Here is a 13,988-nt window from a genome sequence, read left to right as displayed (position 1 = left end):
TCTCTCCTGGCTTGGGGGACACGGACGAAGCAGCTTTTGCCTCGTTGCCGGGGAAGCCACTCAGCGCTCGAACGGGGGCCATCATTCCAGCAGCACCCGCTCGCCCTTCTGAACAGCCTCCTGAAGTTCGGCACGCAACCGGAACAAGAAGTTTTCGATGTCCTGCGTGGATTCCAGGTAAGGCGATTTCGTCATGGACTTGACCTTCAGTGTCCGGACCGGTCGCAGAGGCGCGGCCTCATTCCCGTCCCCTGCATTCAAAGCGTTGATGATGGCCTGCTCGACCTTCAACGCGGCGTTCTGCACGGCCAGCTGGGTGGCTTCCGCTGCGTCGATGGTCCTGGCCGCCTCCAACCTGGCGCGGACGTCGAGAATGGGACCCGTCAGTGTCCGGGTCTTCTCAGCCCCCAGATCCAGGGCCATGAGTTGCAGCCGCGCGATTTCGTCTTCCAGCACTCCGACGACTTTGTGCTTGGACTCATTCAGAAGGTCTTCGACGTGGGCCTTGACGGGCTTCAGCAGGCCAGAGAGTTGCGGGATGACCTTCACGGGGTCAGGCAGGGTGAGCATGGCTCGGGCCTTCCCAATCCGGTCTTGCAATTCCGGAACATTGACGCGGGGCAGGTCGGGCTCCAGATCGGCCAGATCACGCCGGACTTCATCGAAAATCTTGACCTGTGTTCCGCCGTAGAAACTCTGGAGCTTCGCCCGCAGGTCTACCCAGTCCTCCAGCGCTTCGACCCGTGCCGCGATCTCGGCGATCAGCGCAGCCGTCCCGGAGGTCGCAAGCAGGGCGTCCACACTGGCCAGCGGCCCGGCCAGCGCAGAGCCAAAAGGGTACCCCTGTCCGGCCCGCTCCTGATAGCGCAGGAGGGCCTCGCGGTCCTGCCCAAGCTGTTCCCGGTACGCGGCGGCAAGCTTGGGGGCGTCGGCGGTAGCGAGCCGGTCCACACTCATCAGGTACTCGCGCGCAAGCCTCCGGGCGGTGGCCAGGGCCTTCGGGTCGATGACGTCGCTGAGGCGCACCACCGTTTCCTCCTGCCCGGCCTTCTTGAGCAGCCGCCCAGCCAGGCCCGGCTCGCCGGGATCGACGGGCTTCTGGGCGCGGTGCAGGTCCACCTGGCCCCGGGCAACCAGCGTGGCGAGGATGCCCAGCGCCTCCGCGTCCGTCCAGCCGTAGGGACGGCGGGTGAACTGGTCGAGGAGGGTGCGCACCGTCACCCGGATGTTTCGCAGTCCCTGCTCGCTCAGCCAGCGCTCCATGTCGCCCAGGGCCAGGTGGTTGGGGTCCTGCCCGTCGAGGTTCTGGCTGTCGTCCGGCGTGGTCAGGGCGCGGGCCACGTCTCCCTCCGTCAGGTGCGGTTTTTGCAGGAAGGAGCGCTTGGGGTACCCGTTGTCGATCAGGGCACGCAAGGCGCTCTGCAAGACCTCGGTCGCACTGCCCCCGGGACTTTCCAGGCGGCTGCCCAGCACGTACACACGTGCTCCCGCGATGGCCTGGCGCAGGTTGGTTTCGATGCGGGCCTTGCGGGCGCCATTCTCTTCGGCGCGGGCGCTGATGATCTGCCGCATCGAGGGGGTGCTGTCCTGCCCGGACTTGCGGGCCACGTACCGGTCCGTGCGGACCATCTCGGTGAGTTCTTCAAACAGCAGGCGGTCGTCTGGCAAGACCACCAGCGCCTCGATGCTGCCTCCCGGCAGCACAGCGCCCGACTGCACCGCCGCCACATGCTCCTCTGCCAGGGCCTCAAAGCGCTCGGCGTAGGGCGTGACCACCTGCACACCGATATCGTGGGCGGCAGCCCCGAAGGGCCGGTCGTCGAGTTTGCGGTTAAACGGGTACTGGTGGTAAGCGTCGTACTTCAGGGAAGTGGCTGTGAACACGGACTGCCACACCCGCTTTTGCAGCTCGGCATTCAGTTCACCCTCGGCCACGTCAATGCTCTTGATCTCGCGGCCCACATCCTGTTCCTCGTTGGTCAGGAAGGTCCACACATCGCCGCTGCGCGCGATCAGGGTCTGCTTTTCCAGACGGACCAGGGACGCCTGGATGCGGCCCCGCAGGGCCAGGCGGTCCTCGTCGACGTGGCGCAGGCTCAGCGTGGTCAGGTTGTCGAGGTTGGTCTTGATTTCCTTGACATGCTTGAGCATAAACAGCGTTCTGAGCACCTCGGTGTCCTGGGCTTCCAGCGCCGGGTTGTCCTGCGCCTGATCGATCACCCGCCGCACGTTCGAGTCGAGAAATCCCTCGACCGCGCTGTAAAACGCCCCGAAGGGCACAAGTGACCCCAGTGTCTGACCGCCGTGGGTCTGCGCCGCGTCCTGAAAGGCATTGAGCATGCTGCGCTCGCCTTCCGAGAGGTGCTTGCCGGAAAACCCGGTCTGACGAATGGCCGTGAAGGCTTCTTGCAGCAGCTTGAACTGGTACGGAATGAAGGGGTAGTTCGCCACGAAGCTCTCGGCGTCCTTGTACCCCAGCAGGGTCGCGTCGTTGTTGAAGGTGATCAGGTTTTTCAGGGCAGCCTGGGACGTGTCGTAGAGGGCTTCCAGGGCACGCTCCCCATCGGAGGTCTTCTTGAGCAACCTCAGGCGAATCACCTCGTCGGTGTTCGCGCTTGACAGGCTGATGCGGGTGCTGAACCGGGCCTGGATCTTGTCGAACCCCTGGGTGTGGACCCTCCCGTGAAGCACCTTGGCGATGTCCTCCTGAGACGTGACGAGAATCCAGGCGCGCCCCGGCGCTTTTGTGCCCAGTTCCTCGGCCACCGATTGCAGGTTGAGCAGCAGGCTGCTGCTCTCTCCAACGTACTGGCCCACCTCATCGACCAGGAACAGGACCCGGTGCCGCTTGCCGCGCCGGTCCAGGTAGTCGCGCACCTCGCGGGCGAACTCCTCGGCGCTGGGATCACGCTGCACGCTCAGGCTCTCCAGCCAGCGCTGACCTTCCTCCTCGGTCAGCCCGGCGGCCTGGGACAGCGCCTGGGTGATGTCCGACTGGTGAAAGGCCCAGCCGTCGCGGACCTGGGTCCAGGGCCTCCCCACGGCCTTCTCGAAGGCCACCTTGAACTCGCCGTACTTGCCGCGCTTGTCGAGCATCCGTTCCAGGGCGGCCATCTCCGGACTGCTGGCGAGGTACCCCAGGTGCTCGTCAAAGGCCTTTTGCATGACCCGGGCGACCGCTTCCTTGTTCGCCTTGCTGCTCGCGTCCGCCTTGGCATCGATATTGAAGAGGATCACGTCGGTGTGCTCGGCGGCGCGGGCGGCTTTGTCGACCCAGGCGCGCAGCACCGCGTCGGGCAGCTTGGATTCGTCAAAGAAGCTCAGGGCGCGGCGACCCAAAACCTCCCGGTTGGCGAGCAGATACGACAGGATCTTCAGGAAGTGGGATTTGCCGCTTCCGAAAAACCCGCTGATCCACACGCCGACCCGGTCGGTGGGTTGTTCCAGCGAATCCGCGTAATGCTCGAAAAAGCGCCGGAACTGCCCGTCGAGTTCGCGGGTGACGACGTACTCGTCGAGCTCCTGCTCGACGTTGCGGTCGTCCTGCTGCCCGGCCTTGATCACGCCGTTGATGTCGCGCCCAATGGGTCGGTCGAAGAGGTCCGCGATGCGGAGGTGGGCCGTGTCCGTGGAAGTCGGGCTGCTCATGCGCTGGCTCCTTGCTTGGCCTCCGGCAGCAGCCGGAAGGCGCGGTAGTAGTTGTCGTCCTTGAACAGCCCGAACAGCCGCAGTTGCTGGCCGTCGTAGGTGCCGGGAAAGAACATCACGACCGGCACCTGGTCGAGCCGCTCGTGCAGGTTGTTGAGGATGCTGTGCGACCGCAGCAGCGGGTAGGCCGCCCCCACCTCGGTGAGCAGCACCAGCCCCGCCCCCTGGGCTTCGTGCGCCACGGCGTCAGCCACCTTCTCCGGGGTCAACAGGGGCTTCAGGGCGCTGTGCAGGGCCGCCGGGCCGCGCGCCTGTTCCAGAGCCAGTGCTTTGTCCAGATACCCACGCGTTTCCAGCAGTTCCAGCACCGTGCGGTAGAGGTTCACGACGGCCACCTGCACGCCTTCCGACTCCACGGCCCTCACGACCTGGGGCAGGGCCCGCGCCACGTCAGGGGCACGCTCCGGTGGGTAATCGAAGATGTAGAACCCGATCTCGTTGCCCAGTCCGCGGCCCCGCAGCAGCTTGGGGTCGAGCAGCGCAGCGCTCAGGGCCTTCAGGCGGGTCTCCAGACTCATTTCAGGGCCTCCAGCAGCACAGGAAGATGGGGGTCAAGGTCATGCACGGCAGCCCTGACCTGGGGGGAGAGGTACTGCGGCAGGATCTCAAACTCACCTTGACGGCTCTCTTTCAGGAGGCCGGCATCCACCAGAAAACGGGTGAGGTTGCCCCGCGTCTTTTGCTGGGTCGCTGGCGACCACGTGGCCACCTCCGGGTGCTGCTCGGCCTGGTGGGTCAGAAAGGCGCGGGCGTCGGCGTCCGTGACCCGCGGGGCCAGACGTTGCCACTGGTGCAGCAGAACCTGGCCGATAAAATCGCGCAGCAGCGGCTTTCTCCTCGTGATCATTCCGAGCACGAGCAGGCGTCTTGCCTCGAGGGTGCCAGCAGCCAGTTCCGGAAGCACCTCACGGGGAACCTCGTGGAAGCGTCCCCGCAACGCAGTCAGCACCGTGAGCTGGCTGCTGGCCCGGCCACGGCCGAACAGACGGCCCTCCTGAGCAGCGCGGCGCAGGAGGGCCCAGTCCGCACCTTCCAGCAGAGCCTGGGCCACCTGGCTGCTTTCGGCCAGCAGAAATTGAGTGTTGGTCAGCGCGGTGTACGTGGGCCGGGTCATAGGCATGGCCTCCCAGGATAGGGAGCGGCAGGGAGACACTGGGGCGGCCATACCGCCAGCCTGCCTGCACGCCGCGTCACCTGTTGACGCTCAGCTCTGGGGTCAGGATTTGTCACGGCTGAACACCACCAGGGGCGTGAGAAACCGGCTCGGTTCACCGGCATAGGTCAGCAGGAGATGGTCGCGTGCGCGGGTGGCCGCCACATACAGCAGGTGACGTTCCTGAGCCAGGAAATCGGCCTGGTCGCCTGGATCCAGCAGCTCCGCGAGGCGCTGAGCGGACGGCAAGGCCTGGTCATGCATACCGATGGCCGCCACGGCGCGGAACTCCAGGCCCTTGGCGCGGTGCATGGTGGACACACTGATCTTTCCTGGATCGCCCGAGCCCTCCAGGCTCCCCACCACCGTCGTGACGTGGCCGGTCAGGGCCTGCAGCCGCGCCGCAGTGGTCGCCGGGTCATGCCGGGTGAACACCGCGATCTCCTCCGGCTGCAGGCCTTCTTGCAGCCGTGCGTTCAGCCACTGCCCGACCCGCTCGAATTCCTCCTCAGGCGTGGTCAGGCCCGCGATCTCCGGCTCCGGGCCCTGAAAACGCGACAGCGTGAGGCGCTGCTCGACGGCGTCGTCAGCGTCCCGCAAGGTCCCGGGGAGCAGCCGATCGGCCAGCTCCCGGATCTGGCGGGACGTGCGGTAGTTCAGGCGCAGTCGGGCACTCCGGCCCTGGAAGCTCAGGCCGAGGCTTTTCATGGGAAAGGCACGTTGATAGATGCGCTGCCCCTCGTCCATGGCCAGCAGCAGATGATCGGTGCCCCCACCCGTCAACGTCAGCAGGAAGCGCAGCTCACTGGGCCCCAGATCCTGCGCCTCATCTGCGATCACGTGGTCGAACCGGGCGGGCCGACCGGACAGCGCCTCTGTGACCGCGTCACACATCGTGCGCCAGGTGAAGCGGCCGTCTGCCTCGAGGCCCTGCCGGAAGCGCTGGGTGACCTGCCAGACGTCCCAGCGCTGCCGTACACCCAGGGGTGTGCCGCGCCCGGTCCGGCGCGCCTCGCGGTAGGCTTCCCAATTACGCAAACCCTGCGCCTCAATGACGCCGCGCCATTCGGCCAGCAAGAACTCTGGGCTGAGTGCCGAGCCGGCCTCGCGCGCGGCGCGTTCCAGCCGGGCCCGCAGCTGCGCAGGGCTGTCCTCCGGTTGCCGTTCGGGCAGACCCAGTTCTCCCGCCAATTGCGCGGCGAGGGCATGGACGGTGCGCACCGTGATCCGGTCGCGCACCTCCGGTTCGGGAACCAGTTGCACCAGCCGTTCGCTCAGGTGGCTGCCCAGCGTGCGCGAGTAGGTGGTGAGCAATACCCGCTGCCCAGCGCGGGCCAACCGGGCGGCGCGGTGCAGCGCGACGACGGTTTTCCCGGTGCCGGCCCCACCAGTCACGCGGGCCGCACCGCCAAAGGTCCGGTCGACCAGGGCCCGCTGGGAAGGGTGCAGAAACACGATCCAGTCCTGCCAGGCACCCTGCAGCGCCGCACCCAGTTCTGCCTCGTTGTCCGCAACCACGAAGGCGCGCCGCGCGTCCGGGTGCGAAAAGGGATCGCCCTGCTGCGCGTCCGGCGGCACGACCAGCTCCCCGGCGAGCAGGCCCAGCAGCCGCTCGGCGACTTCCTCCGGCAGCAGTTCGAGCAGCTCATGGGCGTTGGTGGACGTGGCGTGGCGAACCGTCTGCACGTAGCGCTCCGGCACACCGAGCTGCAACAGGTAGGGCGCGTCGTACGGATAAAAGACGCGTTCCTCGGTAGCAGCCTCCACGTGGGTAAGCACCTCAGTACGCTCCTGAACCTCGACCACCTGCATAGCCCCGGTGTAAGGATGGACTTCCAGGCGGCGCCGGTTGGCCCAGGCGTACGCACCGTCGTGATGATCGGCGTACAGCACGACGTAATCCTGTCCCTTGTGATAGAGGATGACCCGCAGATCCATGTTCGGGGAGATGCTGTACAGGTCCGGGCTGTTCAGGCCGTGCCACCGCAGTCCAGGCCGCGGGAGACTGCCGCCAATCACGTCCAGGTGCAGCACCATCACCGCGTCCCGGATCAGCTTCTGCTCCTGGTTTGGAAACTGCCCAAGTCGCCGGGTGAAGGATTGGGCCAGGAGCAGTCGGCTCACAGCAGCCCCACCTTCTTGAGGTTGTGGTGAATGCTGGCCGCCACCTGTTCCACCGTGAAGTGCCGCAGCCAGGTGCCGCCCAGATACCCGGCGGGCACCAGCTGTCCAGGTTCACAGATCACCACCGCATTCGGCGCGGTGCCCCACATCATGATGGCCGTGCCCTTCACCTGCCCCTGCTGCAGCATGTCCACCTGCATGTCGTTCGGGGGCGGCACGCCCAGGCGGGCCAGCTGCCGGACCAGAGGCTGGTGGCGCTCGTGCATCAGTGGCCAGAACTCCTCCCAGCCGGCGGGGACGCCCGACTGCGCGGCGGGTGCAGGAGCCGTCCCAGTCTCTTGGGTGCTGAGCGCTGGTTCGCCTACCGGTGGCGGCGGGCTGGGCAGCGCGGGGGACACGGCGACCGGTGGAGTGGCCTCCGGCTCGTGGACGGCGGAAGTGGAGGCGTCCGCCGGGAGGTCCACTTGCGTTGGGGACGGGCCCTGAAATACCACGTCGGCCACGTAACGGTCGAGCAACTGCAGCAGGGCGCGGGTCTGCCCTGCTGCATCGCGGTCGGTCATCATCGTCGTGACCCTGAGCACGACCTGGCCGCCGCGTTCGCCCAGCTGCGCGAGTGGGTGCGTGAGACCAAACTGCTGGGCCTCTGCGGGAAGGGGAGCCGGCCGGGGCAAGCGGCACTCGAGTTCACCGATGGCCACTGAACCCAGCTGGCGCGCAGAGAAGTGCCCGTCTTGCCCGTAGTAGCGGAAGCTCAGGACACCCTCTTCTCCGATGCGGGGCCGGTACCCTTCTTCCTGAAGCGTGGCGTACACGGTTTCGACAATGGACATACGAAATACCCTAGCGCCGGGGTCTTGCGTTCGCAGCACAACTTCGCCCTGCAGCGTCCCGGCGGGGTGCTAGGGTCAGGGCATTCCCACCCCAGCCTGGCGCTCGAGGTCGCATGCTCATACGGACGCTCACCCTTCACCCCTCCCCTACCGTGCTGCGCCACCTCGCGCGTGCGCACCTCGCTGACAGCCCTGGCCTCACGCTGGTGCCGAATCTCGCTGCGGCCCGGTCCCTGCGGCAGCTCACGCGGCAGGCTCTTCCAACCGTCACCTTCGGTCAGCAGGCCCGGCGCGCGCTGGCCCGTACCGGCTGGCAGCCCCTGGGGCCAGCAGAGCACGAAGCGCGACTGCGAGAGCTGCTTGAGCGGCTGAATCTGGAGTACTTCGGGACCATTCTCGACCGGCCCAGCACCGTCAGCACCCTGGCTGGCGTCCTCCGGGCACTGCTGCGCGCCGATGCTTCGCGCCTGCCGCCGGGCCGCTCGGCTCGGGAGCGGGACCTCGCGCGGCTGCACCGCACCTGGGTACTCGAGCTCCTGCGCGACGAACGCTACGACCCGGCGGTTCCTGAGTTCTTCGCGGCGCGCACGGCAGTGTTCGCGCAAGCCCTCACGGTCACCGGCTTCGCGTATCTGGACGCCGCGCAGATCGCCTACCTCGACCGCCTGGCGGAAGGCGGCAGCCGGATGTTCCTGGCCGCGGCGGGTGACCCCGGGTTGTCTGAAGCGCAGCGCACCGCCGCTGCACTGACGGCGCGGGGATGGATCCCCGAACAGATAAGCGCAGTTCCGGCACGGACTCAACAGCAGCTGGGCCGCGTTGGGGACCGCGCCGCCCAGCATTTTCTCGAGGCAGACAACGCGTCCCCGCCGACGGTGGACGTCTTCATGCTGGCCGGCGTGGTCGAGGAGGCGCGTGAAGTCTTGCGGCAGGTCAAACGCGCACACCAGCAAGACGGCCGCCCCTGGCACGAACTGGCCATCATTGTCCGGGACGAGCCGACGTACCTGGCCCCACTGGTGGAAGCCGCGCAGATGTACGGGGTCCCGCTGGTCGGCCAGGCCCGGCGTTCTCTGGCCGCCACGCCGCTGGGCAGCCTGCTGCTCGCCTGGGTAGAGGCGGGGCAGCGTGACTGGACGTTTGGCGCTGCGCAACGCGTGCTGACCCATCCGCTGCTGCAGTTGCCCTTCGACGTGGGGGCCCGGCTCCGGTCGTTCGGTCGTCACGCTCCCAGCGGTCTGCAGGCCTGGGACAGCAGCCCGGCAACGCTGGCCTTTGCCTGGCCTGAGTCCGGCACGGGCCTGGAGTTCCTGCAGGCCCTCACCCGCGCGCTGACAGGAGCGGGTGTGCTCGCCAGGCAGCGCCATGACCCGGCGCTGGCCGCCGCGCTCGCTGCGCTGCAGCAGGCCCTGGCTCCGCTCCAGGCACTGCCCGAGGGGACCCGGGCAGCCTTCCTGACGGCCCTGGGCGGGGCGCTGCGGCGGGCGACGGTGCCGGTGCTGCCCAGCAAGGGCGGCGTGCGCCTGGCGACGCCGCTGGGGACACTGGGCCGCTCCTTTCAGGCCGTCTGGGTTCTGGGACTCGCCGAGGGCCTGTTTCCCCAGGTGGTCACGGACCCGCCGCTGCTTGACGCGCACCAGCGGGCCCACTGGTCGGAGTCGGGGGTGTACCTGCCCGGTGGTGTGGAGGCGCAGGCGATCGAGCGGGCGCTCTTCTTCCATGCCCTGGCCAGTGCGCGTGAGCGCCTGACCCTGACCCGGCCGGAGGTGGGAGCCGGGGGGAAGGTGGCGCTGCCCAGCTCGTTTCTGCGGGACTTTCCCACCGCCCGCCCCGTGCCCGAGCTGCATGCCGGCTCACGCCGGGAAGCGGAGATGCACCGGGCGCTGCTGGGAGAACTCGACGATCCGCGTGTGGCAGAGGCGGCGCGCCGGGAGGAACACCGGGAGCGCGGTCTGGACCCGGAGCCCGTGTTGCCCGGCACCGTCAACCCGGACACCTGGACCTGGAGCGCCAGCCAGCTGCACGCCTACGGTGCCTGCCGCTACCGCTGGTTCGGCAGCAAGGTCTTGCGGCTGGAAGCCTGGGTGCCGCCCACCCGCGGCCTGGACCCCCTCACGCGGGGCCGCCTGTACCACTTGGCCCTGGAGCGGCTGCTCTCGCCCTGGGTAGGCCGCGCGGCCCCGGTAGCCGACGAGCTGGCCGGGCGGGTGCCGGAGGTGCTGGATGAGGCCGTCACCCAGCTCGCCCGCGCCGGGGACCTCGACCCCGGTCCACTGTGGGGGGCAGAGCGCCGGGACCACATCGGGGTGCTGCAGCGGGCAGTGCGTGCTCCGGACTTCCTGCCCGAAGGCCATATGATCCAGGCCCTCGAAGCGCCGCTGGACGGTCAGCTACCTGTGGCTGGCAGGACCTGGAGATTTCGCGGCTACGCCGACCGTGTGGACCGGACGCCCGCCGGGACGACAATAGTCACGGATTACAAGCTGAGCCAGTACATCAGCCGGGTGCGGGACGAGACTGGAAAACTCAGCAACGAGATTCAGTTGCCGGTCTATCTCTCCCTCACGGGCGCTGGCCTCGGCCGCTACTTCAGCGTCAACAGCGCCAAGGTGCTGCAGGGCGCTGGACCGAGCTGGCCCTCCGCGAAGTACAGCTGGGCGGAACATGACGCTCAGGTCCGGTCGTTCCTGGAGGGTGTGCGGACCGACCTGCAGCGGGGAGACTTCCGCGCCCGTCCGGACTCCGCGGAGCAGGCCTGCACCTACTGTGACCTGCAGCCGGTGTGCCGCTTCCGGAGCTTTGCGGTGAAGGAGAGCGCGTGACCCTCACTGACGAACAACAGCGGGGCATCACCTTCGGGGGCAGCGTCGCCATTGACGCTGGGGCAGGCAGCGGCAAGACGTTCGTGCTGACCCGCCGGCTGCTGCGGCAGATGCAGGAAGGGCTGCAGCCGGAGGAACTCGTCGCGGTGACGTTCACCGAAGCGGCTGCGGCTGAGCTGCGCACGCGGTTGCAGACCCTGCTGGAGGAAGAAGCGCACCGAAGTGGAGACGCCCGGCTGGCCTCCGCCGCGCGGACGCTGCCGCTCGCGCAGATCAGCACCATCCACGCGCTGTGCGCGCGCATCATCCGCGACCACCCGGTGGAGAGTGGAGCGGGGCTGCGCTTCCAGGTGCTTGACGAGTCGCAGGCAGCCGTGTGGCTTGATGGGGTGCTGCCGGACGTCCTCGCGACGCTGCCGCCTGGGGCGTTCGGCGCGGTGCCCGCTGCGCTGGCGCTGGATGCAGTGACCCTGATGCTGCGCGACCCCCACCGCGCCGAGGCAGCCCTGCAGGTGAGCCTCACGGGACATGAGGCCAGGCAGCAGGCCCTGGAGGAGCGTCTGGAGCGTCAGGCGCAGGAGGCCGCCGGAGGCTGGGAAGACGCCCTGCACCTTCTGCGCGGCCACTCCAGCAGTGACCCTGACGACGGGCTCGAGCGCGCCCGGATGGCCGCCCTGCAGGCTGCGGCCGTCACGGGCAGCTGGACAGTCCGGCAGGCGGCCATGCACGGTGCCCTGCGTTCGGTGCGCAGCAACGCCGGGAACGCCCGTGTCTGGGGTGCAGCCAAGGCCGTGGTCCACAAAGCAGTCCAGACCTTGCAGCGGCTCTCTGTGCCTCAGGGACCCCTCGAGGCCGAGGTGTGGCAGGCTCAGGCGGTGCCTGTCCTCGCGCGGCTGTACGGGCATGCCCAGGGCCGGCTGAACGCCCTGAAAGCGGAACAGGAGGTGCTGACGTTCGCGGACCTCGAACGTCTCGCGGCGCGGACGCTGAGGCATGACGAGGTGCGGGCGTACTACCAGGCCCGCTGGAAGGCCGTGTGCGTGGACGAGTTCCAGGACACCAGCCCACTGCAGTGGGAGATTCTCTCCGCCCTGGCCCCGGAGGGCGTGAACTTCACGGTGGTGGGGGATGAAAAGCAGAGCATCTACGCCTTTCGTGGCGCGGATGTCCGCCCCTTCCGCGAAGCCCGCGCGCAGATTGCCGCCCGCGGTGGGGCGACCATCAGTCTCCACCGTTCCTTCCGGACGCACGCGCCGCTGGTCGAGGTGATCAACACCTTTTTCCAAAGCTTCATGCCTGGCCCGTCCGGAGCTGGGTCCACCGCCGCGAGCTTCACGCCGCTGCAGGCCCACCGGCGGCACGCGCCGCACCCGTCGCCACCCTGCGAGCTTCACGTGGTGAGGGGGCCCGTGGGCGTGACCGAGTTGCGCGCGGCGGAAGCGGACCTGATCGCGCACCGCATCCAGGCGCTGCTCGCCGAGGGCCGCACCGTCGAGGAGCGTGGCCGGATCCGGCCGCTCACGTACCGCGACGTCGCCGTCCTGCTGCGCATCCGCACCAACCTGCCCCTGTATGAGGGCGCGCTCTTCCACGCTGGAATTCCCTCGGCGGTGCAGGGGGGGCGTGGCCTGCTCGACCGACCCGAAGTGCGCGACCTCACCCAGCTTCTTTTCTTCCTCGCCCAGCCAGCGGACGACCTCGCGCTGGCCGCCGTGCTGCGCAGCCCGATGTTCGGCTGGTCCGATGAGAGGCTGCGGGACGTGGCGGCCCCGCGGCCCCGCGGCTTCAGCCTCTGGCAGGCCCTGGACGCTGCGGGGGCGCCCCCACTCTTGCAGACGCTGTGCGAGCGGCGAGGCAGCCTCACCGCCAGCGCACTCGTCACGCTGGCGCTGGAAGGCACGCAGCATGCCACAGTCATGGCGAGCCTTCCGGACGGCATGCGGCGGCTGGCGAACATCGACGCGTTCCTCAGCCTGCTGCACACCTGGGCCGCAGCGGGCCGCGCCGACGTGCAAAGCGCCGCGCTGGCACTGCAGGACGCCCTGCGCCTGGACCTGCCGGTGCCGGAGGCCACCCTGGGCTCGGACGACGCCGTGCAAATCATGACCATTCACGGCAGCAAGGGTCTGGAGTTTCCCGTGGTGATTGTCCCGGACCTGTTGCAGCAGGGTCGGGCGGACAGCGCTCCCCTGTTGATGGACGCAGAGCGCGGATTGGCGCTGCGCGTGCCGGGGCTGCCCGGCGCTCAGCAACCGGCACTGCACCTCAAGCTGCAAGACCTCCAGGCAGAGCGGCGGGCTTCCGAAGCCGAGCGCCTGATGTACGTGGCGCTGACCCGCGCCGCAGACGCCCTCATTCTCACCATGGCCGCCAAGCCCAGCCAGGCCCCCGACGTTGCTGCGCTCACCCGCGGCTTTCCGCAGGAGGACGTGACCCGGTTCGCCTATGAGCACCACCGGATCCCGCGACCCGAGCCGTGGACGCTCCGGCGCACCGGGCGCGTCCACGGGGCCCGGATGCAGGAGAGCATGGCCCTCCCGGAGAGCCTGCCGGTCACGTCCCTGGGCGCGTACCTGCACTGCCCCCGCGCCTTCGGGTACCGCTACGTCGCGGGCCGGCCTCCCTTCAGCGCCCTGTGGACGGAGCCGGGACCGCTGGGGACCGGGCGGGCGGGCGGCGCGGTGATCGGCTCTGCCGTGCACCAGGCCATTGAACTGGGCTGGAGCGCAGCGGCCATCCGAGCAGGCTTCCCGCACCTCAGGGACGCGGAGCGTCAGGAGGTGGCGACCCTGGCCGGCGCGCTGTCGAGTCCGGCCTTTGCTGCGCTGCCGACCCAGCCCCCCCAGCGGGAAGTGCCGCTGAGTCTGACGTTTGAGGACCTGCAATTTGAGGGGGTCATCGACGCCCACTACGGGCACTGGCTCGTGGACTACAAGACGGACCGCAGCGTCTCCCCCGACGATCACGCACCGCAGCTCGCCCTTTACCTCCAAGCGACGGGAGCTGAGCGGGCCAGCCTCGCCTACCTGCGCCAGGAGGTGCTCTACACCCTCAACCCTGCCGAGGTGGAGCGTGGCCTGGCCCAGGCTCGCCACGCAGCCCAGGGGATCCGGGCTGGCGTGTTCACGCCCACGCCGTCTGCCCCTGCTTGCCGCCTGTGCCTGTACCGCCAGGTGTGCGACGCCAGCCTTTTCGCGTCAGCCCCTGACGCGGCCTTGGCCTAACCTGCGGCTCACCCTGGCAAAGCCCGGCACGGGGCCTCCTGCTCCTGCAGGTGTGAGCCGCGTGTCAGACGACACCTGACATGATCGCCACAGTCCGTCCCCTCTCACCATCACCACCTCTGGA

At 68.5% G+C, this 13,988-nt stretch carries 7 protein-coding genes; 2 read left to right on the top strand and 5 right to left on the bottom strand.

The features are described 5' to 3' along the window. Positions 1-81 precede the first annotated feature (81 nt). The 5 genes from brxC to F8S09_RS13750 all read right to left on the bottom strand — a co-directional run bounded on the left by brxC (position 82) and on the right by F8S09_RS13750 (position 7,818). Positions 82-3,648 carry a BREX system P-loop protein BrxC gene (gene brxC, locus F8S09_RS13770; RefSeq protein WP_152872063.1) on the bottom strand — a complete coding sequence of 1,189 codons (3,567 nt, stop codon included), beginning with the start codon at positions 3,646-3,648 and terminating at the stop codon, positions 82-84. Beyond that, positions 3,645-4,226, bottom strand: coding sequence for a DUF1788 domain-containing protein (locus tag F8S09_RS13765; RefSeq protein WP_152872062.1), 582 nt, complete (start codon positions 4,224-4,226; stop codon positions 3,645-3,647). Before F8S09_RS13765 ends, brxC begins: the two co-directional genes overlap by 4 nt. Next, positions 4,223-4,828, bottom strand: a complete 606-nt coding sequence (locus F8S09_RS13760; protein WP_194165357.1) for a BrxA family protein — start codon at positions 4,826-4,828, stop codon at positions 4,223-4,225. Before F8S09_RS13760 ends, F8S09_RS13765 begins: the two co-directional genes overlap by 4 nt. Positions 4,829-4,924: 96 nt before the next feature. Next, positions 4,925-6,985 carry a 3'-5' exonuclease gene (locus F8S09_RS13755; RefSeq protein ID WP_152872060.1) on the bottom strand — a complete coding sequence of 687 codons (2,061 nt, stop codon included), beginning with the start codon at positions 6,983-6,985 and terminating at the stop codon, positions 4,925-4,927. Next, complete coding sequence (locus F8S09_RS13750; RefSeq protein WP_152872059.1) at positions 6,982-7,818, bottom strand: hypothetical protein; 837 nt, start codon at positions 7,816-7,818, stop codon at positions 6,982-6,984. The genes F8S09_RS13755 and F8S09_RS13750 overlap by 4 nt, the downstream gene beginning before the upstream one ends. Before the next feature lie 113 nt (positions 7,819-7,931). Here F8S09_RS13750 and F8S09_RS13745 point away from each other — a divergent pair, with 113 nt between their 5' ends. Next, a complete protein-coding gene (locus F8S09_RS13745; protein ID WP_152872058.1) occupies positions 7,932-10,640 on the top strand; it encodes a PD-(D/E)XK nuclease family protein in 2,709 nt (902 codons plus the stop codon). Beyond that, positions 10,637-13,864: a UvrD-helicase domain-containing protein gene (locus F8S09_RS18270; protein WP_152872057.1), complete on the top strand. Its 3,228-nt coding sequence runs from the start codon at positions 10,637-10,639 to the stop codon at positions 13,862-13,864. The genes F8S09_RS13745 and F8S09_RS18270 overlap by 4 nt, the downstream gene beginning before the upstream one ends. Positions 13,865-13,988 lie beyond the last annotated feature (124 nt).

The sequence above is a fragment of the Deinococcus terrestris genome, assembly GCF_009377345.1.
GTDB classification, from domain to species: domain Bacteria; phylum Deinococcota; class Deinococci; order Deinococcales; family Deinococcaceae; genus Deinococcus; species Deinococcus terrestris.
Note: the sequence above shows the minus strand (reverse complement) of the source record. Positions and strands in the feature narration are given on the sequence as shown.